General features: G+C 63.1%; 20 protein-coding genes. 7 read left to right on the top strand and 13 right to left on the bottom strand.

Annotation, left to right across the window (positions count from 1 at the left end):
- Window positions 1-86 precede the first annotated feature (86 nt).
- Window positions 87-980, bottom strand: coding sequence for a LysR substrate-binding domain-containing protein (locus tag AC3FLX_RS16565; protein WP_488698264.1), 894 nt, complete (start codon window positions 978-980; stop codon window positions 87-89).
- 206 nt (window positions 981-1,186) lie between these two features.
- Here AC3FLX_RS16565 and ycaC point away from each other — a divergent pair, with 206 nt between their 5' ends.
- A complete protein-coding gene (gene ycaC, locus AC3FLX_RS16560) occupies window positions 1,187-1,813 on the top strand; it encodes an isochorismate family cysteine hydrolase YcaC (protein ID WP_488698262.1) in 627 nt (208 codons plus the stop codon).
- A 371-nt stretch (window positions 1,814-2,184) separates the two neighbouring features.
- Here ycaC and AC3FLX_RS16555 read toward each other — a convergent pair whose 3' ends face one another.
- Entirely contained in the window at window positions 2,185-3,156 is a 972-nt protein-coding gene (locus tag AC3FLX_RS16555; protein ID WP_488698260.1) for a hypothetical protein, read from the bottom strand.
- 290 nt (window positions 3,157-3,446) lie between these two features.
- On the opposite strand from AC3FLX_RS16555, the gene AC3FLX_RS16550 reads away from it, so the two are divergent.
- Window positions 3,447-4,241 carry a bestrophin-like domain gene (locus tag AC3FLX_RS16550; RefSeq protein ID WP_488698258.1) on the top strand — a complete coding sequence of 265 codons (795 nt, stop codon included), beginning with the start codon at window positions 3,447-3,449 and terminating at the stop codon, window positions 4,239-4,241.
- A 626-nt stretch (window positions 4,242-4,867) separates the two neighbouring features.
- On the opposite strand, the gene AC3FLX_RS16545 is transcribed toward AC3FLX_RS16550, so the two are convergent.
- From AC3FLX_RS16545 to AC3FLX_RS16535, 3 genes are all read right to left on the bottom strand, one after another.
- Window positions 4,868-5,428 (bottom strand): NADPH-dependent FMN reductase, encoded by a 561-nt coding sequence (locus AC3FLX_RS16545; protein WP_488698257.1) that lies wholly within the window; start codon window positions 5,426-5,428, stop codon window positions 4,868-4,870.
- A gap of 107 nt (window positions 5,429-5,535) precedes the next feature.
- On the bottom strand, window positions 5,536-6,618 hold the full coding sequence (locus AC3FLX_RS16540; protein WP_488698255.1) for an enoyl-CoA hydratase/isomerase family protein: 1,083 nt from the start codon (window positions 6,616-6,618) through the stop codon (window positions 5,536-5,538).
- Between the two features lie 107 nt (window positions 6,619-6,725).
- On the bottom strand, window positions 6,726-8,294 hold the full coding sequence (locus tag AC3FLX_RS16535; RefSeq protein ID WP_488698253.1) for a methyl-accepting chemotaxis protein: 1,569 nt from the start codon (window positions 8,292-8,294) through the stop codon (window positions 6,726-6,728).
- A gap of 210 nt (window positions 8,295-8,504) precedes the next feature.
- Between AC3FLX_RS16535 and AC3FLX_RS16530 the strand changes: the two genes are divergently transcribed.
- A complete protein-coding gene (locus tag AC3FLX_RS16530; protein ID WP_488698251.1) occupies window positions 8,505-9,428 on the top strand; it encodes a sterol desaturase family protein in 924 nt (307 codons plus the stop codon).
- 63 nt (window positions 9,429-9,491) lie between these two features.
- Here the strand turns inward: AC3FLX_RS16530 and typA are convergent, their stop codons facing one another.
- Window positions 9,492-11,312, bottom strand: coding sequence for a translational GTPase TypA (gene typA / locus AC3FLX_RS16525; protein ID WP_488698249.1), 1,821 nt, complete (start codon window positions 11,310-11,312; stop codon window positions 9,492-9,494).
- A gap of 194 nt (window positions 11,313-11,506) precedes the next feature.
- Between typA and AC3FLX_RS16520 the strand changes: the two genes are divergently transcribed.
- From AC3FLX_RS16520 to AC3FLX_RS16505, 4 genes are all read left to right on the top strand, one after another.
- A complete protein-coding gene (locus tag AC3FLX_RS16520; RefSeq protein ID WP_488698247.1) occupies window positions 11,507-12,022 on the top strand; it encodes a MarR family winged helix-turn-helix transcriptional regulator in 516 nt (171 codons plus the stop codon).
- 88 nt (window positions 12,023-12,110) lie between these two features.
- Complete coding sequence (locus AC3FLX_RS16515; protein ID WP_488698245.1) at window positions 12,111-13,634, top strand: AdeC/AdeK/OprM family multidrug efflux complex outer membrane factor; 1,524 nt, start codon at window positions 12,111-12,113, stop codon at window positions 13,632-13,634.
- A 57-nt stretch (window positions 13,635-13,691) separates the two neighbouring features.
- Window positions 13,692-14,939: an EmrA/EmrK family multidrug efflux transporter periplasmic adaptor subunit gene (locus AC3FLX_RS16510; RefSeq protein ID WP_488698244.1), complete on the top strand. Its 1,248-nt coding sequence runs from the start codon at window positions 13,692-13,694 to the stop codon at window positions 14,937-14,939.
- A 31-nt stretch (window positions 14,940-14,970) separates the two neighbouring features.
- Complete coding sequence (locus AC3FLX_RS16505; protein ID WP_488698242.1) at window positions 14,971-16,578, top strand: DHA2 family efflux MFS transporter permease subunit; 1,608 nt, start codon at window positions 14,971-14,973, stop codon at window positions 16,576-16,578.
- 63 nt (window positions 16,579-16,641) lie between these two features.
- Here the strand turns inward: AC3FLX_RS16505 and truB are convergent, their stop codons facing one another.
- From truB to scpB, 7 genes are all read right to left on the bottom strand, one after another.
- Entirely contained in the window at window positions 16,642-17,580 is a 939-nt protein-coding gene (truB, locus tag AC3FLX_RS16500) for a tRNA pseudouridine(55) synthase TruB (protein WP_488698240.1), read from the bottom strand.
- Between the two features lie 60 nt (window positions 17,581-17,640).
- Entirely contained in the window at window positions 17,641-18,012 is a 372-nt protein-coding gene (rbfA, locus tag AC3FLX_RS16495) for a 30S ribosome-binding factor RbfA (protein WP_488698239.1), read from the bottom strand.
- A 71-nt stretch (window positions 18,013-18,083) separates the two neighbouring features.
- Entirely contained in the window at window positions 18,084-21,035 is a 2,952-nt protein-coding gene (infB, locus tag AC3FLX_RS16490; RefSeq protein ID WP_488698238.1) for a translation initiation factor IF-2, read from the bottom strand.
- A gap of 86 nt (window positions 21,036-21,121) precedes the next feature.
- Window positions 21,122-22,597, bottom strand: a complete 1,476-nt coding sequence (nusA, locus tag AC3FLX_RS16485; RefSeq protein WP_488698236.1) for a transcription termination factor NusA — start codon at window positions 22,595-22,597, stop codon at window positions 21,122-21,124.
- On the bottom strand, window positions 22,594-23,082 hold the full coding sequence (gene rimP, locus AC3FLX_RS16480) for a ribosome maturation factor RimP (protein ID WP_488698234.1): 489 nt from the start codon (window positions 23,080-23,082) through the stop codon (window positions 22,594-22,596). Before rimP ends, nusA begins: the two co-directional genes overlap by 4 nt.
- Before the next feature lie 332 nt (window positions 23,083-23,414).
- Window positions 23,415-25,343: a 23S rRNA pseudouridine(2605) synthase RluB gene (gene rluB, locus AC3FLX_RS16475; RefSeq protein ID WP_488698232.1), complete on the bottom strand. Its 1,929-nt coding sequence runs from the start codon at window positions 25,341-25,343 to the stop codon at window positions 23,415-23,417.
- Window positions 25,344-25,371: 28 nt separating this feature from the next.
- Window positions 25,372-26,391, bottom strand: coding sequence for an SMC-Scp complex subunit ScpB (scpB, locus tag AC3FLX_RS16470; protein ID WP_488698231.1), 1,020 nt, complete (start codon window positions 26,389-26,391; stop codon window positions 25,372-25,374).
- Between the last annotated feature and the right edge of the window lie 112 nt (window positions 26,392-26,503).

Below are 26,503 nucleotides of genomic sequence, written 5' to 3'. Positions count from 1 at the left end.
CCGGCCCAACTTCGGTCGTTGGCTAGTGGATATGCGGAGGACCGCAATGGGTCCGGCAAGCGCCGACCGAAAGGACGGCTCATGAACTACTCCTTCTCTATGCGCGTAGCGAGATAATCGATCAGCAGGCGCACATTCGGCAGCAAGCCTCTCCGAGAGGGGAAGACCGCATGAATGATGCCCCCTTTAGGCACCCAGCCGGGCAGGATGTCGATGAGCGTTCCATTACGCAGATCCTCGTCGACAACCATGCATGGCAATTGCACGATACCCACACCACATTGCGCCGCTCGCCGCAGCGCGCTCATATCATCAGTGATGTACCGGGGCTGATGCCGTACATCGGCACACATCCCTGCCGGCCCGACCAGTTGCCAAATGTGATTGCGAGGCGGTCCCCAGTCAAGGCTCGGGATGCCGGCCAGATCGTCTGGATGCTTTGGTAACTCGTGTCCCTCGAGGAGGGCCGGACACGCGACAAGCCGCTGCCGACTCTCGGAGAGGACTCGCATAACGAGATCGCTGCTCTCCAATGGCGGAAAACGCACCCGCAGTGCCAGATCTAGTCGCTCGCCCATGACGTCGACACGGCGATTCGTCGCATCGAGATGAACTTGGACCTTCGGATACTCCGCCATGAACTGCGCCACCAAACCAGCGACACGGTACTCGAGCAATGCCGTCGGGCAACTCATGCGTACAATGCCCCGCGGCTCGGAACGTTCTCGTTCCATAACCTCCCGTGCCGCTTCCGCCTCGACCAGGACCCCAATGCAGCGCTCGTAGAACTCACGACCTGTTTCGGTCACGGAAAAGTGCCTCGTTGAGCGCTGCAGTAACCGAACCCCGTACTGCGCTTCCAGCGCCGCAATGCGCCGACTGAGCTTGGATTTTGGCGTGCCTAGCGCGAGACCTGCCTGCGTGAACCCTCCGTGTTCCACCACTTTGGCGAAGTAATACAGGTCGTTCAGGTCGTCCATGAGTTGTTCCTTCAATAGAACACAGACGGCATGATACGAGACTACTTGGATGGCTCTCGCGAACATAAGATGCCTCCACGCTCGGAGATGATCAAGGAAGCCCCCTGAATATGCCACCGGGGCGACGTGGATATGACCTCTCCAAGGTAGCTTTCCCACATGCGCATCCGACGAAGCGCATTTTCAACTCATGCAAGGAGATCGCCATGACAACGTCCTATAAGCGCCTGGACAAGAACGATGCCGCCGTTTTGCTGGTGGACCATCAAGCGGGACTCCTGTCGCTAGTGCGGGATATCGCCCCTGACAAATTCAAGAACAACGTGCTAGCCCTGAGCGATCTCGCCAAGTATTTCAACTTACCGACCATTCTTACCACGAGCTTCGAGACCGGCCCCAATGGCCCGCTGGTGCCCGAACTCAAGGCACAGTTCCCGGACGCGCCTTACATTCCTCGTCCTGGCCAGATCAACGCCTGGGACAATGAAGATTTTGTGAAAGCCGTCAAGGCAACTGGGAAGAAGCAGCTCATCATCGCGGGTGTCGTCACGGAGGTTTGCGTCGCCTTTCCTGCGCTGTCGGCAATTGCCGAGGGTTACGACGTCTTCGTCGTCTCGGATGCTTCCGGCACCTTCGACGAGATCACGCGCAACGCCGCCTGGGAGCGCATGACCAAGGCTGGCGCTCAGTTGATGACGTGGTTCGGTGTCGCGTGCGAATTGCATCGCGACTGGCGCAATGACATCGAAGGACTCGGCGCGCTGTTCTCTAACCACATTCCGGACTACCGGAATCTCATGACCAGCTACTCGGTGTTGACAGCACAGAAATAAGGACATCGATATTGGGGCCGGGGCCGGGCTAGATGACGGCCCCGATACCTGTTGCCTTGGGATGAGAGCTACAAGATGCCCGGAGGGCTGCTCCGAAGAAAACACCAGCCGGAGGGCAGTCAGTACACGTCTGCAGAGAGAACCAAAAGAACTCCCGCCTGCATGCCGCGTTCTCCCATTGTCATCTTCCCGAGGGCAGAGACCGGCCAGTCTTCGACGATCGGACTCACCTTCCGCCATAACTGCGAGCTGATCAACAACGGTCTTTTCGCTTAGCTAAGCGCTGTTCACAGTCCTGAAGATGTCCTCTTCAGCTCCTGATAAGCAGCCTCCTGCGTCGACCATATTTCACTTCAGCATGAGCAGGGTAGTCAGAATCGATATCCCACGCCTGCCAGAAAAACATCGGTGTCGCGGTCATAGCCGGTCACGGTCCGGTTCCATGAAATGCGCGCCAGCCAGCGTTGGCTGATGCGGTAGCTCGCGGACATCGTAAGCAGTCCCGACCAACGTGACGGCTCGCTCGGAGCGCTGCGGCCGCGCTCGCTGAGATCAATTGCGTAGTACGGCCCAGCGCCTACCCCCAGCGTCAACGCATCGCGGAAGAACGCACGTTCCAGCCAAAGCTGGGCGGCCAGGCCGTTGCGGCGCAGCGCCGAGCTTTCGCCTTCGTTGATGTAGCTGACGGTGCCAGACACGTAGCGGGCCAGACCGCGGCGGTACTCGACAGCCTTTGCGAACGCGGTCTCGGAGTTGAACGTATTCACGATGGTCTGGCCCAGGAACACGGTGATTTCGTTCTGCGTGACGTTGTCGGTCCGCGACGGGGGCGGCACCACGGGGCCGCCACGATCGCCCCGGTCGAGCTGGTAGCCCACGCCGATCAGCAGCGTATTGGTCTTGATACTCGACGGCGTCTGGGCGCGGTTAAAGCGGGCCTGCACCATCCACGGGCCGCCGTTGACATACCATGTGGCCGCCACGCTGGCCAGCAGACCCCAGCCGTGATGATTGTCGGAGCCGCCGTCGCCGTTGCTGTCCGTGGTATCGAAGTATCGATAGGGACCCGCCCCAATGGCGAGATTGAATCTACGATCGGCAAGCGGGTAACGCCACCAGAGCTGGACGCTATGGCCATCCCGATGGTGATTCGTGACGTGCCCCTCGTTCAAGTACGAGAACGAGGCGTACCAGTTCTCCGCCAGATTGTGCTGGTAGCTGTAGGAGTAGCCGTAGCTGGTTTCTCCACCCGCATCGGTGCGTTGCAGACCGCCCAGTATCAGGGCTTCCTGCGCGTGCACCGGCCCGATCCAGGCCGCAGCGGTCAGAAGCAAGGTCGCCATGCACAGATAGGCGTCAGAAAGGGCATGGAATAGGCCGGCAGTGGGGCTGCGTCAGCCTAGCAGCGCGGGCCTGCACCTGTCATTGGGCAAAAGGACAATAGCCACGCAAAACTAAAATGCCAAAGTTGCCTCTAGGGGACGGCGACACACGCATCGCTGGCGCACTCCGATGTTGGCTCGACGCAGCCATTCAACGCTCTGTGCGAAAGTGCACATACATTGCCTGAGCCTTTTCATACGGTCCCCAACGTTGATAGCACACGTTGCGAAGCAAAACACCGGAGGCGGTTTTGGCAACCCTACTATATGGCACCGGTTGGGCGGGGGGACTGGTATTTGCGGCCGGATTGTTCGCAACCATCCTGATTTCGCTGGAACTCGGGCGCTTGGTGTGGCAATGGCAGGTTGGCTCAGGCCGAGAACCGGAGACAACGGGTGTCGGCGCGGTCGCGAGCGCAATATTCGCGCTGCTTGGGCTATTGATCGCCTTCACCTTTTCCGGAGCGGCCAGCCGCTTTGATGCGCGGCGTACGTTGATCGTCCAGGAAGCCAACGACATTGGAACGGCCTATTTGCGCCTGGATTTGCTGCCGCAACCGGCACGTGGCGAGTTGCAGGAGGCATTTCGGCAGTATCTGGATGCCCGGCTTGAAGCCTATCGAGCCGTCCCTGACCGCAAGCGGGTCGAAGCCGCCCTGGCACGTTCGGACAGGCTGCGTGAGCGGCTCTGGACAAATTCCGTAACGGAGTCTCAGCGAACCGCGAGTACGGCGGCCACCATGCTCCTATTGCCGGCGCTCAATGCCGCATTCGATACGGCATCGACCCGACTCGCCTCAACGAAGGAGCATCCGCCAGCCGTCATTTACGGCATGCTGTTCGCGCTCTGTTGGATAGGCGCATTGTTCGCGGGCTATGGTATGGCCAGCAGCGGCCCTCGAAACTGGTTGCACGCGTTCTTCTTCGTCACCTCGCTGACCGTGACCCTCTATGTCATCGTCGACTTGGAATTTCCGCGATTGGGCCTGATCCGCGTCGACGCCTTCGACGAGGTGTTGCAAGAGGTCCGAAACGGAATGCGCTGATGCGAATGGGTGGTACGGCGAATTTCGGGGCCGGTGCTGGCGTACGCACGGGATGGCAGTGCTACGAAATTGCTACGGGACGAGGAGGCGCCGCCCGGAAACCCGCGTGGTTAAGCCAAAGTGAGGCTTACTTCGCACCAGTCCATCATCGGGGCAACCGAGATGCGGCGCGGATTTACAGTCATGGGTATGGTGTCGAGGCAGCGTCCGATACGGAATACGCCGGCGGACTGAGAGAGACCCGGAAGTATACGCGAGATACACGCAGCGAGCAGCGGTTGCGCTTACTGCACAAGCCATTGCGATGCACCTGCGAATGCGAACTGCCGCGACCAGAAAAAACGGCGCTCTCAGGCGCCGTCTTTGCCGGGTTTTGGCGACACGCAACTTAGTGCATGAACAGCCAGATCAGGATCAGGACAAAGGCTGGTACGCCGAGCAGCCACGCGAGAATATACGGCATGATGTTTCCTCCTTGTCTATGTGTACGACCATGCGTCCACTATAGAAACGAGGGGGCGGCGCCGGTGTCGGGTTCCTCCCGCTTTGCCTTGTAGGACGGGGCTTACCGGTGCTTGAATCGGTCCGCCGACGCCATGCCGCTTTCAGGCCATCCTGATCCGCGCTCAGCCCGCTGCGTTGCGGTCGACCCAGGCTGCGAAGGTCGTCAGGTATTTGCTCAGGAAGCCTCGCGTCGAGTCGTTCGCAATGCCGCCCTTCTCGTCGAACAACTTGTCGACGCCGCTGATATAGGCCTCGGGCTGCTGCAGGACCGGGATATTCAGGAACACCAGCGATTGGCGCAGATGGTGGTTGGCACCAAATCCACCGATGTTGCCCGGCGACGCACTGATCACGCCACCCGGCTTGCCATCCCACGCACTTTGCCCATATGGGCGCGAGCCGACGTCGATCGCGTTCTTCAGCACCCCGGGCACCGAGCGATTGTATTCGGGCGTGACAAACAGCACGGCATCGGCACGGCGGATGCGATCACGGAATGCCACCCATTCGGCAGGCGGATTGGCGTCGTCATCCTGGTTGTAGTGAGACAACTGGCGAATCTCGACAACATCGAGCTTGAGCTGCGGCGGGGCCAGCGCGGCCAGGGCCTTGGCCAGTTTCAGGTTCAGGGATTCCTTGCGCAGGCTTCCCACCAGTACGGCGACATCACGAGGATTGCTCATTACGGTTCCTTTCGCTGTTTCACAGGTTCGAATGCAACCAAGGCTGGCCGGCTTCGGGCCAGTCCAGCCGCCACTCTACTCGACTTGTACAACCGCCGTACGCGCCACTACCGGCCCAGACCGGCAAGCGGATGGTCTTCACGCGGCCATTTGCTGTCGAAGAACGCGCGCACACGGGCAGGCGTCACTTCGTCTAGCCGCGCCGGATTCCACTTCGGCTGGTGATCCTTGTCGACGACCAGCGCTCGGATGCCCTCGATACCATCGCCGTGGCGGAACACGTCGTACATCATGTCCAGTTCCATGCGCAGTTCGTCTTCGAGCGACATCGTGCGAGCCCGGTGGATCTGCTCCAGCGTGACGCACAGCATCAGCGGCGAACGGCTGCGCAGCGTGGCAGCCGTCTGGGCCGCCCAGTCGCCGGCCGTATCGCTGACGGCTGCCAGGATCTGCTGCGCCGTGCCTCGCGCGAACAACTGATCGATCTGGTCCGCATGGCGCGCAAGCTGACTTTCGCGCGGCTGGCACGCGTCAGCATGCCGATCCGTAAATGCCGCGATGTGTCCCAGTACCGCCTCCGCCCCATCGAACGATTGCGCCTGCAGGGACGCCACCAGTTCCGCCAGCGCGTTTGCCGGCAGGTAGGCGTCGGCCAGCTTCGCATACAGCGCGTCCGCTGCGTGGATCACCACGCCGGTCAGACCCAGGTACTCGCCGATACGCCCCGGCGTGCGCGCCAGGAACCAGCCGCCGCCCACATCGGGAAAGAGTCCGATATTGGTCTCTGGCATCGCCATCTTCGTACGATCGGTCACGATGCGCAGCCGCGCACCCTGCGAGATCCCCATGCCGCCGCCCATCACAACGCCATCCATCAGCGCGATATAGGGCTTGCTGTAGCGGTGAATCAGATGATTGAGTGCGTACTCCTCGACGAAGAACTGGTCGAGCAGTGGATCGTTCGCGTGATACGCCTGGTGGAACCAGCGAATGTCGCCGCCCGCGCAGAAGGCCTTGCCACCGGCCCCGGCAACCACTACCGCATGCACATTGGCATCGGATTCCCAACTCTTCAGCGCGCCGGTGATCGCGCGAATCATGTCGAGCGACAGTGCGTTCAGGGCCTGCGGCCGGTTCAGCGTCAGATAGGCCACACCGCCCTGCACTGCCGTCGATACAAACTCCGTCATTTCGGTCTCCATTCTTGTAGGAGGCAATTTTACGCCACCTACCTTGCCTGGATTCGATGACGGAGGCTTTTCAGAATCGGCTTATGTGTCAGTTTCGCATGGGACGACTACGCCAGCCGGAAGGCCGACATCAAGCCTGTCAGCCGTTGCGCCTGGTTCTCAAGCGAGCCGGCCGCGGCGGCCGCCTGCTCCACCAACGCGGCGTTCTGCTGCGTCATGCCGTCCATATGCGAGACCGCCACGTTCACCTGTTCGATGCCGCGCGACTGCTCGTCCGACGCCTCACTGATGCCGCCGACGATGTCGCTCACGCGCCGCACCGCGTCGACGATGTCCTGCATGGCGCGCTCCGCGTCGTCCACCAGCGACGTGCCTTCGCGTACGTTGGCCACCGAGGCGCCGATCAATGTGCGAATCTCCTTCGACGCCGCCGCGCAACGTTGCGACAGATCGCGGACATCCCCAGCCACCACCGCAAAACCACGGCCGTGCTCGCCCGCGCGTGCCGCTTCCACGGCGGCGTTCAGTGCCAGGATATTGGTCTGGAATGCGATCTTCTCGATGACCTCGATGATGTCGACCACCTTGTTGGCGCCGGTGTCGATCTGTTGCATCGTGCTTTGCACGCGCGAGACGGCCTCACTGCCATTCTCGGCAAGCTTGCGCGCGTCCACCGCCAGCGTGCTGGCTTCGCGCGCGCTATCCGCGTTGTGGCGCACGGTGCTGGTCAGTTCCTCCATGCTCGACGCCGTTTCCTCAAGCGATGCGGCCTGCTGCTCGGTGCGTTGTGACAGGTCGGTGTTGCCGCTGGCAATCTGCTGGCTGGCGGCCGCGATGGAATCGGCGCCACTGCGCACCTCGCCCACCATGCCGGCCAGGCGCGCCTGCATGCGGTCCAGCATGCCCAGCATCCGACTCGTCTCATTGACCGCGTGCTCGTTGGCGATAACGCCTGCATCTCGCTGCGACGACGCACTCAGATCGCCATCGGCCATCCGCGTAAAGCGCGCGATCGCGATATCAAGCGGCCTGACAATCGACACGCGCAGCCGCCACGCCACCACGGTGCTGAACACCAGCCCCAGCACGAGCACGGTAATCGAGATGGCCAGCAACCGGTTGTACCGCTGTTGCGATGACTCGTAGACGGACTTGGCGCTGGCCACCTGCAAGCGGCCCAGCTCGGTGTTCACCGCCGTGAATGCGATGTCGAGTTTTGGGATCGTTTCCATCACGGCCCTCATCATCGCGTCGCGGTTACCCGCATGAAGCGCGGCGATCATCGGCACCACGCCCTGCTCGAACAATGCCTTGCGCTTTCCCGATACGTCTTCCGTGGCGCGGGACTCCTCCTGGCTGCGCGGAATCGCCAGGTACGCCTGCCATGCGGCATTGGACTGCCGCATGAAATCCTCGGCCGTCGCCGCGCGTGCCTTGGCATCGGCGGCGTCGGTGGCAAATGCCGCCTGGTCCAGCAGCACACGTACCAGCAACTGGTTCGAACGTGCTTCGGCAAGATGGGTTGCCGCCGACAGTTGCTGCTCATAGATCTGGTGCGTGGCATCGTTGCTGCGCGACATGCCAAACCAGCCAACGCCGCCGACAATCAGCAGCAACAAACTCGTGACAATCGTCAGGAGCCACAATCGGGCTCCAATCGTAGTGTTGCGAAACATGGGGCAGTCTCTCCGTGACGTGAAAAACGGCCACTCCTCCTTGGCCGTCGTCCCAATGAACGGCGCCCCTGCCGCGTACTTGATGGCATTGCGGTGATAGTCAGTCCTGCATTTTTGTGATGTATGGCGGTGCGCGCAGCATGCTCCACCTGGCGGGCGTATGGAGGAAATCCTCAGTGCGAATTCGCTGGAAATGTGCACACTTGCGCCATGACACCAAACGCCCCCGATTCAGCAGGTTTCGACCCCGGCCTGATCCTGATGGCCTTTGCCCCCGTCTTCCTGCTCACGATCGGCTGGGAAGCGTGGTACTGGTCCAGGCGCGACCGCACGATCTACAGCTGGCGCGACACGCTATCGAACGCCACGCTCGCACTCATGCACCAGGCATCGGATGCATTCTTCCTCTGGCTGATGATCCGCACCGTCTACACGTGGTGCTTTGCGCATGGCCTGCGCGCGGTGCCGGAGACGTGGTGGTCGTTCGCGCTGCTATTGCTGCTGCAGGACTTTCTCTACTACTGGTTTCATCGCGCCAGCCATCGCGTGCGCTGGCTGTGGGCGTCGCACGTGGCCCATCACTCGTCGGAAGGCATGAATTTCTCGACGGCGTTCCGGCAGAGCCTGACCTACCCGATCTCGGGCATGTGGATTTTCTGGATACCGCTGGCCTTCATCGGATTTACACCGGATTGGGTAATCCTGGCCGTGGGCCTCAACCTGGCGTTTCAGTTCTTCGTCCATACGCGACTGGGTCAAAGGTGGCCGATCCTGGAAAAGCTCGTCAATACGCCGAGCGTCCACCGTGTACATCATGCGAGGAACCCGCAGTACATCGATCGCAACTACGCCGGCGTGCTGACCGTGTGGGACAGGATGTTCGGCACGTTCGTGCCCGAGCAGGAACCACCGCGGTATGGAATCACGCGGCAGATCCGCACGCATAACCCGCTGACGCTGACGTTTCACGAGTGGCGCGACATGTTCGCGGATGCATGGCGCGAACGCGATCCGCGGTACCTGTGGAAGCCGCCGGAGTGGCGGAGTCCGCGGGCGACCGCCGTGGAGATCGATACGCTGCCGCTCTCACCCTCTCCCGCAAACGGGCGAGGCGAGCAACGCAACGGCACATAAAAAAACCGCGCCACATGGGCGCGGTTTTCGTTTCCGGCCGGCCAGAGAGCCGGACGCCGGAAATCAGTTTGCGTCGCGCGAAGCACGCTTGCGCTCGTGCTCCTTCAGATGGCGCTTGCGCAGACGGATGCTCTTCGGCGTGATTTCCACCAGTTCGTCGTCGGCGATGAATTCCACCGCGTATTCGAGCGACATCTGGATCGGCGGCACCAGGCGCACGGCTTCGTCGGTACCCGACGCGCGCACGTTGGTCAGCTGCTTGCCCTTGATCGGGTTCACGACCAGGTCGTTATCGCGGCTGTGGATACCGATGATCATGCCTTCGTACAGCGCGTCGCCCGGCTTCACGAACATGCGGCCGCGGTCCTGCAGCTTCCACAGTGCGTAGGCCACGGCGTCGCCGTCGTCCTGCGAGATCAGCACGCCGTTGTGGCGATCACCCAGGCCGCCTTCGCGCACGGGCGCGTAGTCGTCGAAGATGTGGCTGATCAGGCCGGTACCGCGCGTCAGCGTCAGGAATTCACCCTGGAAGCCGATCAGGCCACGTGCCGGAATGCGGTATTCCAGGCGGGTGCGGCCCTTGCCGTCCGATGCCATGTCCAGCAGTTCGCCCTTGCGGCGGCCCAGTTCTTCCATCACCGAACCCTGGTGGCCGTCTTCGACGTCCACGGTCAGCAGTTCGTACGGCTCGTTCCTGACGCCGTCGATTTCCTTGAACACCACGCGCGGACGCGACACGGCCAGCTCGTAGCCTTCGCGGCGCATGTTTTCCAGCAGAATGGTCAGGTGCAGTTCGCCACGGCCCGATACTTCGAAAATCGTGTCGTCGCCGGTCTCTGCCACGCGCAGTGCCACGTTCGACTTCAGTTCGCGGTCCAGGCGCTCGCGCAGCTGGCGGCTGGTCACGAACTTGCCTTCACGGCCGGCCAGCGGCGACGTGTTGACGCAGAAGTTCATCGTCAGCGTCGGCTCGTCAACCTTCAGCATCGGCAGCGCGTCCTGGGCTTCCGGGGCGCACACGGTGCAGCCAATGCCCAGTTCCTCGATACCGTTGATCAGCACGATGTCGCCGGCTTCCGCTTCGGCCACGATCTCGCGCTCCAGGCCGCTGAACTTCAGCACCTGATTGATACGGCCCTTGATCGGGTTGCCTTCCGGACCGAACTTGACCACCACGTCCTGCAGCGGCTTTGCACGGCCACGCGAGATGCGGCCCACGCCGATCTTGCCGACGTAGCTCGAGTAGTCCAGCGAGATGATCTGCATCTGCAGCGGACCATTCGGGTCGTCGTTACGCACCGGCACCTTGGCCAGCACGGTTTCGAACAGCGGCTTCATGTCGCCGTCGCGCACGTCTTCGGTCATGCCGGCGTAGCCGTTCAGGCCCGAGGCGTAGATCACGGAGAAGTCCAGCTGCTCGTCGTTGGCGCCGAGCTTGTCGAACAGATCGAAGGTCTGGTTGATCACCCAGTCCGGACGTGCGCCCGGGCGGTCGATCTTGTTGATCACGACGATCGGCTTCAGGCCCAGGGCCAGTGCCTTGCGCGTCACGAAACGCGTTTGCGGCATCGGGCCTTCCACGGCATCCACCAGCAGCAGCACGCCGTCGACCATCGACAGCACGCGCTCCACTTCACCACCGAAGTCGGCGTGACCCGGGGTATCGACGATATTGATGTGCGTGCCGTTGTATTCGACGGCACAGTTTTTCGCGAGGATCGTGATCCCGCGTTCCTTTTCCAGGTCGTTCGAGTCCATCACCCGTTCGGCGACTTGCTGGTTTTCGCGGAAGGTGCCTGCTTGGCGCAGGAGTTGATCGACCAGGGTGGTCTTGCCATGATCGACGTGAGCGATGATGGCGATATTACGGATGGCGCGGGTCATTCGGCGTCCCCTGAAGGCGGAGCTATCGGAAAAAATTAACCCGACATTCTAGCATGTTGCAGCGCAGAACACTCTGTCGCTGTTCAGCATAGACCAGGATAGTTGTTGCCGTTTTCGCAATAACGAATTTCCGCGCTTGTGCATCACTTCTTACATGCTTATATTTGCCCAGACAAAGATTGCAGTGACAAGAGATGACGTCTACAGCACCCATCGATTCACCCACCGATTTATTCGATCCGGCCGACTATGAAATCGGCAAGAGCGTCGGCTACCTGTTGGCGCGCGCCAAGAACACACTGTCGCAAGGCGTGGAACAGGAAGTCAGCCGCCTCGACATGACGCACGCTCAGGCCAGTTGCCTGATGATGCTGGCGAAGGGCGAAGCCACGACGGTCACCGACCTGGCCCGCAACCTGAATACCGATGCCGGCTCGGTCACTCGCCTGCTGAGCCGGATGGAAAAGCGCGGCCTGATCGCCCGCACCCGCCGTGACGACGACCGCCGCGTGGTGGACCTGTCGATCACCGCCGAAGGCGATGCGATGGTCGAAAAGCTGCCGGCCGCGTTCTGCAACGTCATGCGCCGCCATTTCGTCGGTTTTTCGCACGACGAGATCGAAGTCCTGCGGGGCATGCTGCTGCGTGTCATTGCCAATAACGGCAGCGCCGGCCAGGCTGGCTGCCCGTTCGATCGCAACACCGGATAGGACCCGCGCCTCTGCACACCGAACAAGTATTCCAAAAGTCAGATGCGCCATTCCTGAAATCGCCTGACCGCGTCACAGTTCACACCCTATGACAACCGATCTCTCGCAAACCCATCGCGTCGTCCGCGCGAGCCAGCTACGCCGGGCCGGCAGCCTGGCGCTGACGGTGCTGGCTGCCGCCGTGCTGGCTGGCTGCGCGGCGCTGGGCAATTCGCACAGCACGCAAACCGTGGCCGATGCCGGCACGCTGGCTTCGTCGCAAACGTTCACTAACGAGCATGGTCAGTGGCCTACGCAAGACTGGGTCGACCAGTTCCATGACCCGCAATTGCGCGCACTGGTAGACGAAGCCATTCAGGGCAATCCGAGCCTGCAAGTGGCCTTTGCCCGCCTGGCCGCATCGCGCGCGATGGCCGACGCTACCCGCGCCGCACTCTATCCAGGAGTGAATTTCGAGGGCAGCATCGTACGCCAGCGTTTTTCGGAAACCGATCTGTTCGAAGGCACGCCGCTGGCCGGCTCCTGGCAGAACCAGTCGCGCCTGCAGCTAGGCTTCGCGTGGGATCTGGACTTCTGGGGCAAGAACCGCGATGCACTGGAGGCCGCGCTGTCCGATGACCGCGCGATTGAAGCCGAAAGCCAGGCATCACGACTGCTGCTGACCACGTCGGTCGCACGCGGCTACAACCGGTTGGCCGCGCTCTACGCGCAACGCGATGTGGCCGAGCGCGCCATCGCCCAGCGCCGCGACCTGACGGACCTGTCGCGCCAGCGCCTGGCCGCCGGCCTGGACACCCAGGTGGAAACCACGCAGGCACGCGGCACGGTAGCCGCTGCCCAGACCGACCTGCAACGCGTGGACGAGGAAATCGCGCTGGCGCGCAACCAGATCGCCGCGCTGCTGGGCAAGGGCCCCGATCGCGGCCTGCAGATCGCCAAGCCGACGCTACTGGCCAATGCCACCCCCACGTTGCCCGATGACCTGACCATCGGACTGATCGCCCGCCGCCCGGACCTGGTTGCGGCACGCTGGCGCGTGGAGGCGGCATCGAAGGACATCAGCGTGGCAAAGAAGGAATTCCTGCCCGACGTCACGCTCAACGCCTTTGCCGGATTCGCCTCGCTCGATCCGTCCAACCTGCTGATGGGCATGAGCCGCACATTCGGTTTCGGACCCACGCTGAAGTTGCCGATATTCGAAGGCGGCCGCCTGCGCGCCAACCTCAAGGGCAAGTACGCGCAGTACGACATCGCCGCGGCCAGCTACAACCAGACACTGGTCGATGCGCTGCGCGAAACCGCCGACATCGTCATCAGCATTCGCAGCGTCGACCAGCAGATCCAGACGCAGCGCGAAGCGCTCGACCTGGCCGAGCACGCCTATTCGCTGGCCACCACCCGCTACAAGGCCGGCCTGGGCACGCAGCTCACCGTGCTGAACGCGGAAAGCAACGTCCTTCAGCAGCGGCGTCTGGCAACCGATCTGCAGGCGCGCCGGCTCGATCTGCAGATGGGACTGATGAAGACGCTTGGCGGAGGCTATCAGGAACCCGACACCGCCACGCATGGCGCTGCCAGCCAGACCGGGACCGCCCCGGCCGCCCGAGGCTGATCGCCGGGCACACACAGAACACGACGAGAAATCGCACAAGATTCGAGGGATTCGACCATGAGCACCAATCCGCAAGCAGCCCCCGCGGCTGAAAACAACGGCAAGCGCAAACGCCTGCTGGTATCGCTGACGGCCGCGGTCGTGGTGGCCGGCGTTGGCTATGGCCTCTACTGGGGCCTCTACGCGCGCCACTTTGAAAACACCGACGACGCCTATGTGGCCGGCAACGTGGTGCAAGTGACACCGCTGGTGGCCGGCACCGTGGTGTCGATCGCCGCCGACGACACGCAGCTCGTGACGGCTGGCCAGCCCCTGATCCAGCTTGACCGCGCCGACACGCAGGTTGCGATGGAACAGGCCGAGGCACAACTCGCACAGGCCGTGCGCGAGGTACGCACGCTGTATGTGAACAATGGCTCGCTGTCCGCACAGGTAGCACTGCGCGATGCCGACGTGGCCAAGGCACGCGACGATCTGCGGCGCCGCCAGGCCATCGCCGGTTCGGGCGCGGTATCGAGCGAAGAAATCGCCCACGCGCAGACGGCACTCAAGGCGGCCGAATCGGCGCTGGTGGCAGCCAGGGAACAACTGGCATCGAACCAGGTGCTGACCGACCAGACCACGGTGGAAAAGCACCCGAGCGTGCAGCGCGCCGCAGCCAACCTGCGCTCGGCCTACCTGGCGTTCGCGCGCTCGACCATGCCGGCACCGGTCACGGGCTATGTGGCAAAGCGTTCGGTGCAGGTGGGACAGCGGGTAGCTCCCGGCACACCGCTGATGGCCGTGGTGCCGCTGGATCAGGTCTGGGTCGACGCCAACTTCAAGGAAGTGCAGATCACGCATATGCGGATCGGCCAGCCGGTTGAGCTGGAAGCCGACGTCTATGGTTCCAAGGTCAAGTACACGGGCCATGTGGAAGGCTTTTCGGCCGGCACTGGCGCCGCGTTTTCGCTGCTGCCCGCCCAGAACGCCACGGGTAACTGGATCAAGGTGGTGCAACGCCTGCCGGTACGTATCGCACTGGACCCGCAACAACTCAAGGACCATCCGCTGCGTGTGGGCCTGTCGATGAACGTGACGGTCGATGTGCGCAAGGAAGAAGGCGCCTCGCTGGTAACCGCCAAGTCGGCCAAGCCGTTGCAGACCGATGTGTATGACAAGGTGGCACAGGACGCCGACGAGCTGATCGCCCGCATCATCGCCGTCAACAACGGCGGCCGCACGCAGGCGCCGGCCGGCACGCCGAACGCCGCCAGCGCGGCGCGTACCGCGCCAGCCAAGCCGGGCAAGCCGGCTAACACCTGATCCGACCCCGCTTGACTGGCTGACTGCCCACATGGCTAATACCACCACCGCAACGCCGGGCGCTGGCGCGGCCCCGGCTCCGAAGCCGGCCCCCGCGCGCCCCGCCGCGCATCCGCCGCTTACGGGCGGCAAGCTGATACTGGGCACCATTGCGCTGTCGCTGGCCACGTTCATGAACGTGCTCGACTCGTCGATTGCCAATGTGTCGATCCCGGCTATCTCGGGCGACCTCGGTGTGTCGCCGAACCAGGGCACGTGGGTCATCACGTCATTCGCGGTGGCCAACGCCATCTCGGTGCCGCTGACCGGCTGGCTGACCACGCGCTTTGGCGCCGTGCGCCTGTTCGTTTTGTCGATCCTGCTGTTCGTGGTGTCGTCCTGGCTCTGCGGCGTGGCACCGAACCTGGAAACGCTGCTGGCCGCACGGGTGCTGCAAGGCGCCGTCGCCGGCCCGATGATTCCGTTGTCGCAGGCGCTGCTGCTGGCCAGCTACCCTCCCGCCAAGAGTTCGATGGCGTTGGCGCTATGGGGCATGACTACGCTCGTGGCGCCAATCATGGGGCCGCTGCTCGGTGGCTGGATCTCCGACAACATGACGTGGCCGTGGATCTTCTATATCAACGTGCCGATCGGCATCCTCACGGCTTACGTCACCTGGGCCATCTATCGCGATCGTGAAACGCCAACCAAGGTGCTGCCGATCGACCGCATCGGCCTGGCTTTGCTCGTGATCTGGGTGGGCTCGATGCAGCTGATGCTCGACAAGGGCAAGGAGCTGGACTGGTTCCATTCGGGCGTGATCGTGGCGTTGACAGTGATCGCCATCGTCGGCTTCCTGTTCTTCCTGGCGTGGGAGCTTTACGAGAAGCACCCGATCGTCGATATCCACCTGTTCAAGGGCCGCAATTTCGCGGCGGGCGTGGTAGCGATCTCAGTGGCCTATGGGTTGTTCTTCGGCAATCTCGTGATCCTGCCCTTATGGCTGCAGACCATCGTCGGCTACACCGCTACCGATGCCGGCCTGGTGACCGCCCCCGTGGGTATCTTCGCGATCATCCTGTCGCCCATCATTGGCCGCGTGCTGCCGAAGATCGATGCGCGCTGGGTGGCCACCACCGCATTCATCACGTTTGGCGCGGTCAGCTTTATGCGTGCCGGCTTCACGACGGGTGTGGATACACGCGCGCTGGTGATTCCGACGCTGATTCAGGGCGCGGCAATGGCGATGTTCTTCATCCCGCTGACGTCGATCATCCTGTCCGGCCAGCCGCCCGAGAAGATTCCAGCGGCTTCAGGTCTGTCGAATTTCGTGCGGATCACGTTCGGCGCGATCGGTGCCTCGATCTCGACCACGATCTGGGAAAACCGCTCGGCAATGCATCATGCCCAGCTGGTGGAACAGATCAGCCCATACAACCCGACCTATCAGGCGCAACTGGACCATCTGATGGAAATGGGGATGTCGAAGATGCAGGCGATCGGACTTATCGAGCGAAACATTTCGCTGCAGGCATCGATGCTGGGCGCCAACGACATCTTCTGGATCTCGGGCGTGCTGTTCTTCGTGCTGATCGTGTTTGTGTGGCTGACCAAGCGCGCCAAGGGTGGCGGTGGCGCCGATGCGGCCGGAGCGCACTGAGCCACTACCGGTCTGACTCCCCTCTCCCGCGTGGCGGGAAGGGGGAGCGCATAGCAACGCTACTTAGAGTTTTACGAGTCTTTCGGGCCGCAGCGCGCCTTCCTTCATTCGCGCCACGCCCATCAACTTTCCGTCCGCATAGACACGCGCCAGCACGCCCTCCTCGGGCACCGGGCCTTCGGGCAGATCGCGCCGCGCGATACGTTGTCCCTGCAGAAAGCGGCCGGCTGCCGCGGCATCGAGATGCACGGGCGGACAACGCTGCAGCAGCGCATCCACCGGCGCCAGCAACGTGGGCCGGACCTCGTCGGGCTGTGCGTCGATCTGCTCCAGCGTGACGGCGCCGTCAAGCGTCAGATCGCCCACACCGGTGCGGCGCAGGCCGGTCAGGTGCGCGCCGCAACCCAGTGCCTCGCCAATATCCTCAGCCAACGTACGAATGTACGTGCCCTTGCTGCAGGTCACGCGCATCGTAAAGCGAGCATTTTCCAAGTCGACATCGAGCAGCGTGATCGCATGGATCGTCACCTGCCGGGCCGCGCGCTCCACGGTCTGCCCGGCCCGCGCATACTCATAGAGCGGCTTGCCATCCTTCTTCAGCGCCGAGTACATCGGCGGCACCTGCTCGATTTCGCCCGTATAGCGCACGATGGCCGTATCGAGTGCAGCGCGGTCGCACGTCACCGGGCGTTCGCTGACGATGTCACCTTCCACGTCGCCGGTTGTCGTGGTGACGCCCAGGCGCACCGCGGCCTCGTAGGTCTTGTCGGCGTCGAGCAGGTCCTGCGAGAACTTGGTGGCTTCGCCAAAACACAGCGGCAACAAGCCAGTGGCCAGCGGATCGAGCGTGCCGGTATGACCGGCCTTGTTCGCACGCAGCAGACGCTTGGCGCGCACCAGCGCATCGTTGGACGACAGGCCCAGCGGCTTGTCGAGCAGCAGCACGCCATGCACGTCACGACGCGGCAGCCGGGGCGGACGGTTGGCTTGGGATTCGGTCATTGCGGGAAAGAAGAGGATTGCGGCGCCGGCACAGGGCCGGCTCGCAGAAACGCGGGAGATTTACTCGTCGTCCTTGGCGCGCGTCGAATTCGCTTGCGTGATCAGCTTCGACATTTCGATGGCATGTTCCACCGACGTGTCGTGATGGAAATGCAGCGTCGGCACGGTATGGATATGCAGGCGCTTGAACAGCAGCGAATGCAGATAGCCAGCCTTTTCCTTGAGGATACCGGCCGCCACTTCGGGCTCGGCGCCGAGCACCGTGAAGTACACCTTGGCGTGCGCGTAGTCCGGCGTCAGCGACACCGACTGCAGCGTCACGAGCCCCAGGCGGGGATCACGGATCTCGCGCTGGATCATCTCGGCCAGTTCCTTCTGGATCTGGTCGGAGAGGCGCAAATTGCGGGAAGAGATATTGCCTTTCTTGGCCATGCAAAACTTTTTGCTTTACCGATGTAGATGGAAAAACGGCAGGCCGGAGCCTGCCGTTTTTGCGTATCGCCTTACAGCGTACGCGCCACCTCGGTGATTTCGTACACCTCGAGCTGGTCGCCTTCCTGAACGTCGTTGAAGTTCTTGATCGACAAACCGCACTCGAAGCCCTGCTTGACTTCCTTGACGTCGTCCTTGAATCGCTTGAGCGAGTCCAGTTCGCCGTCGTGGATCACCACGTTGTTGCGCAGCACGCGTACCAGCGAGGTACGCTTGACCATGCCGTCGGTAACCATACAGCCGGCCACCGCACCCACCTTCGGCACGCGGAAGACCTGACGGACTTCCACCTGACCGATCGTGGTCTCGCGCTTTTCCGGCGCCAGCATGCCCGACATCGCCGCCTTGATCTCGTCCACAGCATCGTAAATGATGTTGTAGTAGCGGATGTCGATACCGTTGTGCTCGGCCAGCTTGCGCGCGCCTGCGTCGGCACGCACGTTGAAGCCGATGATCACAGCCTTCGAAGCGGTTGCCAGGTTGACGTCCGATTCCGAGATGCCACCCACGCCACCGTGCACGATCTGCACGCGCACTTCGGCGGTCGACAGCTTCTGCAGCGACTGCACCAGTGCTTCCTGCGAACCCTGCACGTCGGCCTTCACGATCAGCGGCAGCGTCTGGACTTCGCCTTCGGTCATCTGCTCCAGCATCGTTTCCAGCTTGGCCGCCTGCTGCTTGGCCAGCTTCACGTCGCGGAACTTGCCCTGACGGAACAGCGCGATTTCACGTGCCTTGCGCTCATCCGGCAGCACCAGCACTTCTTCACCGGCGGCGGGCACTTCCGACAGACCCTGGATTTCCACCGGGATCGACGGACCAGCTTCCTTCGACGGCTTGCCGTTTTCGTCCAGCATGGCGCGCACGCGGCCATAGGCACTGCCAGCCAGCACGACGTCGCCGCGCTTCAGCGTACCGCTGCTCACCAGGATCGTAGCGATCGGACCCTTGCCCTTGTCGAGCTGGGCTTCCACCACCAGACCCTTGGCAGGAGCATCGACCGGCGCACGCAGTTCCAGCACTTCGGCCTGCAGCAGCACGTTCTCCAGCAGGTCGTCGATACCCTGTCCGCTCTTGGCCGACACAGGCACGAAAGGCGAATCGCCGCCGTATTCTTCCGGCAAGACCTGTTCGGCCACCAGTTCCTGCTTGACGCGGTCCGGGTTGGCTTCAGGCTTGTCCACCTTGGTGATCGCCACCACGATGGGCACGCCGGCAGCCTTGGCGTGCGCAATCGCTTCCTTGGTCTGCGGCATCACGCCGTCGTCGGCAGCTACCACCAGGATGACGATGTCGGTCGCCTTGGCACCGCGGGCACGCATGGCCGTGAAGGCCTCGTGACCCGGCGTGTCCAGGAACGTGATCACGCCACGCTGTGTTTCCACGTGGTACGCGCCAATGTGCTGCGTAATACCACCGGCTTCGCCCGCTGCAACCTTGGTGCGGCGGATGTAGTCCAGCAGCGAGGTCTTGCCGTGGTCGACGTGACCCATCACGGTCACCACCGGCGGACGCGGCAGCAGCTCTGCGTCCGAGTGGTCTTCACCATCGGTCACCAGCAGCGCTTCCGGATCGTCCAGCTTGGCGGCAAACGCCTTGTGGCCCATTTCTTCCACCACGATCATGGCGGTTTCCTGGTCCAGCACCTGGTTGATCGTCACCATCTGGCCGAGCTTCATCATCTGCTTGATGACCTCGGAAGCCTTGACGGCCATCTTGTGCGCCAGATCGGCCACCGAGACGGTCTCGGGGACGTGCACTTCGCGCACCACCGGCTCGGTCGGCGCCTGGAAGTTGCTGCGGCCGTCATCGGCATGCTGCCTGCCACCGCGGCCACGCGGGCCACTGCGCCAGCCACCAGTACCGCCCGACGAATCGCCGCGCGTCTTCAGACCGCCACCCTTCTTGCCGCCACGGCTGTCGTCCTGCCAGTTGCCACCGCCCTTGGCACCCTTGCCGCCCTTCTTGTCGGCAGTGGTGGTGGTCGTGGCGGCAGGTGCCGTTGTGCTCTTCTTTTCGTCCTTCTTCGCTTCAGGCGTCGCACCGGCCGGCTTCACCGGCTTGTGCAGCGTGCCAGTCTGCTCGGCCTTCTTTTCCTCGGCCTTGCGTTCCGACGGCGCCTTCAGCACACGCGGCGGCGCGTTCAGCATCTGCTGGATCGCGCGGGCTTCGGCTTCGGCAGCCTCACGGCGACGACGGGCGGCAGCGTCCTGCTCGGCACGGGCCTTGTCGGCCGCGGCCTTGGCGCTGTCTTGCTCGGCGCGTGCCTTGTCGGCGGCGGCCTTGGCGTCATCCGCGTTCTTCTGCGCCTGTACGCGCTCGGCGGCCAGACGTGCCTTGTCCTCTTCAGCCTTCTGGCGTGCGGTTTCCTCGGCAGCCTCGGTGGCGGCGCGCGCGGCGGCATCCTCTTCCGCCGCCTTCAGGGCCAGCAGTTCGGCCTGACGGCGCTGTTCGGCCTCCAGGGCTTCCTGCTTGGCGCGGCGCTCCGCTTCCTCGCGCTCGGCGGCCTCGCGGGCAGCCTGGGCTTCGGCTTCCTGGCGTGCCAGGGCCTCGGCCTGCTGACGGCGCTGCTCCTCGTCGCGGCGCGCCTGTTCGGCGGCTTCCGCGTCGGCGGCTGCCGCAGCTTGAGCGTCGGCACCGTCGTCGTGCGATTCGACTTCGTCGCGCTTGATCAGCACGCGCTTCTTACGCACTTCGACCTGCACCGTGCGGGTCTTGCCGGTGGAATCCGACTGACGGATCTCGGACGTTTCGCGCTTGGTCAACGTAATCTTCTTGCGCGCGCTGTCGTCGGACTGACCATGCGACCGCTTCAGGTAATCCAGCAGTCGGGTCTTGTCCGATTCGGTAATGATGTCTTCAGGCTTTGCCTTGCCCACCCCAGCTGCCTGCAATTGTTCCAGCAGTGCAGCAGGGCTGCGGCTCAGTTCTGCGGCCAGTTGGGCAACTGTTGTGCTTGCCATTCAAACCCTTTCAATGCTCGGTTTCTACGTCGGGACAATTCGTATGCGGAAAGCGCGTCCGGGCCACAGGGGCCCGGACGTGTCCCTCAGTTAAACCAATGTTCCCGTGCCTTCATGATCAGCGCCTTGGCCTCATCCTCACTCACGCCGGCCATCTCGACCAGTTCGTCCACGGCCAGTTCGGCCAGGTCGTCACGCGTGTGGATATTGCCTTCGGCCAGTTTGCCGATCAGCTCCGGGGTCAGGCCGTCGAGGGAGCGCAGATCCTGCGACACCTCTTCAACCTTTTCTTCCCGGGCCAGTTCCATCGTCAGCAGCGCATCGCGGGCGCGATTGCGCAGCTCGGTGACGGTATCTTCATCGAACGCCTCGATCTCCATCATTTCGCTGATGGGCACGTAGGCCACTTCTTCCAGCGTGGAGAAGCCTTCGTCGATCAGGATGTCCGCCACTTCCTCGTCCACGTCCAGCTTGGCCATGAACAGCTTGCGTACCACTTCGCTTTCCTCGGCCTGCTTCTGCGCCGATTCTTCCTGCGTCATGATGTTGATCTGCCAACCGGTCAGCTCCGACGCCAGGCGTACGTTCTGACCGCTGCGGCCAATGGCCACGGCGAGGTTTTCCTCGTCGACCACAACATCCATGCTGTGCTTTTCTTCGTCGACCACGATCGACTGCACCTGCGCCGGTGCCAGCGCGCCGATCACGAACTGTGCCGGATCTTCAGACCACAGCACGATGTCCACGGCCTCGCCGCCGATTTCGTTACGCACCGCGGTCACGCGCGTACCGCGCACGCCCACGCAAGTGCCGATCGGGTCGATGCGCTTGTCATGCGCCACCACTGCGATCTTGGCGCGCACACCCGGGTCACGGGCAGCCGCCTTGATTTCCAGAAGGCCCTGTTCCATCTCGGGCACTTCGTTCTCGAACAGCTTGATCAGGAAGTCCGGCGCGGTGCGCGAGAGTTCGATCTGGGGGCCACGCGCGGCGCGGTCCACGTTCAGGATGTACGCACGCACGCGGTCGCCGGTGCGCAGGTTTTCCTTCGGAATGATCTGGTCGCGGGCCAGCAGTGCTTCCACGCGGCCCGACTCGACGATCAGACCCTTCTTGTCCGCACGCTTGACCGTGCCGGTCATGATCTTCTCGCCGCGATCCAGGTAGTCGTTCAGGATCTGCTCGCGCTCGGCATCGCGGATACGCTGCAGGATCACCTGCTTGGCGGCCTGCGCGCCGATACGGCCAAATTCCACCGACTCGATCTGCTCTTCGATGAAGTCATCCAGCTGGATGTCGACGCTTTGTTCGCGTGCTTCGAACAGCAGGATCTGCTTGTCCGGCTCCTGCAGCCCCTGCTCGTCAGGGACGACAAGCCAGCGGCGGAACGTTTCGTGCTCACCGGATTCACGGTCGATATGGACGCGGATATCCACGTCTTCCTCGAAACGCTTCTTGGTGGCCGAGGCCAGAGCTGCCTCCAGCGCACCGAACACCACATCCTTGTCGACGTTCTTCTCGCGCGCTAGCGCATCGACGAGCAACAGAACTTCGCGGCTCATTGCTTGTTCCCTTTTCTTTGATTTCCCTTGAAATCGATCACTGGCACCAGACGGGCCTTGTCGATGTCGGGTATGGCGAATTCCAGCAGTGCCGGGCCATCCTTGCCCTCGAATTCCAGGCCGATCTTCTCGGCACCGGCCTCACCCGTGGGTTCGCGCAGGATGCCGACGAAATTCTTCTGGCCATTGACCGGCAGACGCAGCGTGACGCGGGCTTCTTCACCCGCAAAACGCACAAAGTCGGCCAGCTTCTTGAGCGGACGGTCCAGGCCCGGCGACGACACTTCGAGGCGCTCGTAGTCGACGTTCTCGACCATCAGCACGTGCGTGAGCTGTCGGCTGACTTTTTCGCAATCCTCAATGACGATGCCGGTTTCAGGCTGATCGATGTAGACACGCAGAAGTCCGGCTGGGGCACGCTCAAGCTCAACCAACTCGTAGCCCATGCCGTTAAGGGTGGTTTCGATCAAATCTGCCAGATGCACTGTAATCCCGAGTAGTGGCTTTCAATACCTTGGCAGACACCGGACAACACAACGTTCTGAAATCGAGGTTCCGAAACGGCCTGTAAGCCCTGCCTGCCCCATCATCCCCAAGGGCGGATCCGTCATCCAGGTGACGCAATCCAGCCGCAAGCACAAACGGGCGAACCAAAAAAAAATGGGCGCAATGCCCATCATTCGCCCATCCTCGCCGAGGATGATACTTTTGAATAGACTTGGATTATACGCGGATTATGCCTAAAAGGCAAAAGCCAGCTAGCATCCGCGCCAGAACGGGGCCGATCGCCGGTACGCCCGGCATCGACCCAACCCTGTTAGCGGTGACCGCCGCGGCCACCGCCGCCGCCGCCACCACCACCGCCGCGTGGCCGGCGATTGCCGCCACCGCCCTTGGCGGCCTTGGGCATCACATTGCCGTTGACGTCTCCACCGCCGCCGCCTCGGCGCTGCCGGTTTCCGCCCGCGTTACCCGCGTTACCCGCGTTACCCGCATTGCCCGCGTTGCCGCCACGGCCGCCGCGTCCACCGCCCGCGTTCTTGCCGCCGCCCACGCCGCGCATGCCACCGGCACCGCCCATCCCGCCACTGAACTTTGTCGTATGAGACGTCAGCGGTGCGGGACCGGACGGGATGTAACCCATCGAGGTCTGCATCGGATCGGGTTGGCCACGGCCGGCGTTGCCGCCGCCGCGATTCCCGCCGGCCTTTTCAAAGCGCGGCAGACCGTCCATGCCCGTGTGCATCGGCATGCCCGCAATTGCGGCCTCGGTGCGTGCCTTGCGGCCACCCACCTTGGTGGCGCCCTTGCTGCCACCCTGCTCGGCCTTGGCCGGCGCCTTCAGGCCGATATTCGCCATCAGGTTACGCACGTCGGTGGCTTCCAGCTCCTGCCAGCGGCCTCGCTTGAGGCCGCGCGGCAGCAGGAACTGACCATATCGGGTACGGATCAGGCGCGACACGGTCAGGCCCACGGCCTCGAACATGCGGCGCACTTCGCGGTTCCGGCCCTCGGTCAGTGCCACGTGATACCACTGGTTCACTCCCTCGCCACCGCCATCGGCGATGCGCAGGAAGTTGGCCTCGCCATCGTCGAGCTGAATGCCGTGAAGCAGCGCCTGACGATCGGCTTCCGCCAGTTCGCCCAGCGTGCGCACCGCGTACTCACGCTCCACGCCATAGCGCGGATGCATGAAGCGGTTGGCGATGTCGCCAGACGTCGTGAAAATCAGCAGACCTTCGGTGTTGAAGTCGAGGCGACCCACGGCCACCCACTTGCCGTTCTTGATGCGCGGCAGGCTGTCGAACACGGTCGGACGGCCTTCCGGATCCGACTGGCTGACGATTTCACCGGATGGCTTGTGATACAGCAGCACACGCGGCGGCTTGGTCGAGACCTTGCGATGAATCAGCTTGCCGTTCACGCGAACCTGATCGGCCGGCAGGATCCGCTGACCGATATGCGCGGGCAGCCCGTTGACGGACACACGCCCCTGCAGAATCAGCTCTTCCATCTCGCGCCGCGAGCCCAGGCCGCCTTCGGCCAGCACCTTGTGCAGCTTCGGCGCATCGTCATCGGACGTCAGCTCGCGCACCGGCTTGGCCTTGGTGCGCGGCACGATCGTTTCTTCCTGATCGAACTGCTCGGAAATCACAAAGCGAAACAGATCTTCGGCACCCGCAGCCGGCTTGGCCGCGGCGGCCTTGCCGCCCTGCTTGCCTGGCCTGTCACCCTGGCGTTGCTCGCCGCGCGCAGCACCACCCTGCTTACCGGCGCCCGCCTGGTTTTTGCGCTGCTGGCCGTTGCGATTGCGCTTGCCGGGCTGTTCGGCGGCTGGCTTGCTGTCGCCATCGACCAGTGCGGCCTTGCGTTGGGGCTGCTGGCGGCGCTTGCGCTGGCCTTGACCAGGTTGCTGCGCTGACTGGCTTTCACCAGCCTCGCCCTGCGCCACGACCGGGGCACCGGCCTCGGCCACAGCTGCGGCGGGCTTGCGGCGGCCACGGCCTCGCGGTGCCGGGGGCTGCGCCCCCTCACCGGACTCGGCGGCCACCGGCGCATCGGTCTCGGCACGGCCTACATCCCGATCCTGCGCTGCCTGGCGGCGTGAAGCCACCAGATTGCGCAAACCGCGACGAAGCCCCTTGCGGCGCGGTGCGCCGTCGGCGTCGTTACCCGAATCAGGGGCTGCGCCGGTGTCGCCCGGCACGTCCGGCTGGCGGACGTCTTGCTCAGCGGAATCAGACAAAGTATTCACTATCGATGTTGCATGTTGTTCAGTTGGACACGCGTTCGTCGTCGTCTTCGGTCGGGAATGGCACATCGCCAGTCCGGTCCGTACGCTCGGCGGCTTCCGTTTCCGGAGCCTCGGTGTCCACGTGGTAGCCGTTGGCATGTGCCACCGGCGCATCGTCCTGCCCGTCTTCATCGGGCTTACGGGCGACGCTGGTATCGCTGTTATCGTCGTCGGCCTCAGGCGATTCCGGATCTTCCGAAACCATCTGGCCAGCGCTCGCGGCATGCTCGCCTGGCTCAGGAGCCTCGGCTTCGCCGGCGACGACGTTGATCGTATCGACCTCTTCTGCGGAGCCGGCTACCGACGCCGCGTCATCCGTGTCTGCCGTCGCGGTGGGTTCGGCGCCTGGCTGGGCAGTTCCAGTAGCGGCAATGGCTTCGGCACCGGATACGGCGAACGCCTCTTCATCGCCCGCCGGCGGATTGGCCGTGGCAATTTCCTCGAAATCGATGGCCTGCTGGTCCAGCAACGCAGCCTGGGCTTGTGCCTGGGCGTCTTCGAGCGGCGGCAGTTCGTCGAGAGACCGCAAACCCAGATCGTCCAGGAACGCCTTGGTCGTCGCATACAGCGCCGGGCGGCCCGGCACGTCGCGATGGCCAATGACCTCGATCCAGCTTCGATCCTCGAGCTTTTTCACCACGTCCGTACTGACCGTCACGCCACGGATTTCCTCGATGTCGCCACGCGTGACCGGCTGCCGATACGCGATGATCGCCAGCGTTTCCATGACGGCGCGCGAGTACTTCGGCGGCTTCTCGGGATTCAACCGGTCCAGGAATTCGCGCATCTCCGGGCGGCTCTGGAAACGCCAGCCACTGGCCAATGCCACGAGCTCGACCCCGCGCTGCTGCCAGTCCTTGCGCAGCTCATCGAGCAGCACACGGATGGTGTCGGCACCGACGTCGTCGGCAAACAGCCGTCGCAGATCGCCAACGCGCAACGGCTCCTGCGCACAGATCAGCGCGGTCTCGAGGACGATCTTCGCCTCTTGGGTATTCATGTGATTGCGTGCAGCCTGTCTTTGCACCTGCTCCCGGACGAATCCCGGAGCACTGGAGATTGCAGATACAGCGAGGCCGAAGCCCGCCATCTCATCGCGCAGCCAACTCGCA

This window comes from Cupriavidus sp. 291-E7, from assembly GCF_057798835.1.
Note: the sequence above shows the minus strand (reverse complement) of the source record. Positions and strands in the feature narration are given on the sequence as shown.

Bases quoted from the DNA above. Each gene is read 5' to 3' on its own strand.
- AC3FLX_RS16565 (WP_488698264.1), bottom strand. From the start codon at position 980: ATGGACGACCTGAACGACCTGTATTACTTCGCCAAAGTGGTGGAACAC.
- ycaC (WP_488698262.1), top strand. From the start codon at position 1,187: ATGACAACGTCCTATAAGCGCCTGGACAAGAACGATGCCGCCGTTTTG.
- AC3FLX_RS16555 (WP_488698260.1), bottom strand. From the start codon at position 3,156: ATGGCGACCTTGCTTCTGACCGCTGCGGCCTGGATCGGGCCGGTGCAC.
- AC3FLX_RS16545 (WP_488698257.1), bottom strand. From the start codon at position 5,428: ATGAGCAATCCTCGTGATGTCGCCGTACTGGTGGGAAGCCTGCGCAAG.
- AC3FLX_RS16540 (WP_488698255.1), bottom strand. From the start codon at position 6,618: ATGACGGAGTTTGTATCGACGGCAGTGCAGGGCGGTGTGGCCTATCTG.
- AC3FLX_RS16535 (WP_488698253.1), bottom strand. From the start codon at position 8,294: ATGTTTCGCAACACTACGATTGGAGCCCGATTGTGGCTCCTGACGATT.
- AC3FLX_RS16530 (WP_488698251.1), top strand. From the start codon at position 8,505: ATGACACCAAACGCCCCCGATTCAGCAGGTTTCGACCCCGGCCTGATC.
- typA (WP_488698249.1), bottom strand. From the start codon at position 11,312: ATGACCCGCGCCATCCGTAATATCGCCATCATCGCTCACGTCGATCAT.
- AC3FLX_RS16520 (WP_488698247.1), top strand. From the start codon at position 11,507: ATGACGTCTACAGCACCCATCGATTCACCCACCGATTTATTCGATCCG.
- AC3FLX_RS16515 (WP_488698245.1), top strand. From the start codon at position 12,111: ATGACAACCGATCTCTCGCAAACCCATCGCGTCGTCCGCGCGAGCCAG.
- AC3FLX_RS16510 (WP_488698244.1), top strand. From the start codon at position 13,692: ATGAGCACCAATCCGCAAGCAGCCCCCGCGGCTGAAAACAACGGCAAG.
- AC3FLX_RS16505 (WP_488698242.1), top strand. From the start codon at position 14,971: ATGGCTAATACCACCACCGCAACGCCGGGCGCTGGCGCGGCCCCGGCT.
- truB (WP_488698240.1), bottom strand. From the start codon at position 17,580: ATGACCGAATCCCAAGCCAACCGTCCGCCCCGGCTGCCGCGTCGTGAC.
- rbfA (WP_488698239.1), bottom strand. From the start codon at position 18,012: ATGGCCAAGAAAGGCAATATCTCTTCCCGCAATTTGCGCCTCTCCGAC.
- infB (WP_488698238.1), bottom strand. From the start codon at position 21,035: ATGGCAAGCACAACAGTTGCCCAACTGGCCGCAGAACTGAGCCGCAGC.
- nusA (WP_488698236.1), bottom strand. From the start codon at position 22,597: ATGAGCCGCGAAGTTCTGTTGCTCGTCGATGCGCTAGCGCGCGAGAAG.
- scpB (WP_488698231.1), bottom strand. From the start codon at position 26,391: ATGAATACCCAAGAGGCGAAGATCGTCCTCGAGACCGCGCTGATCTGT.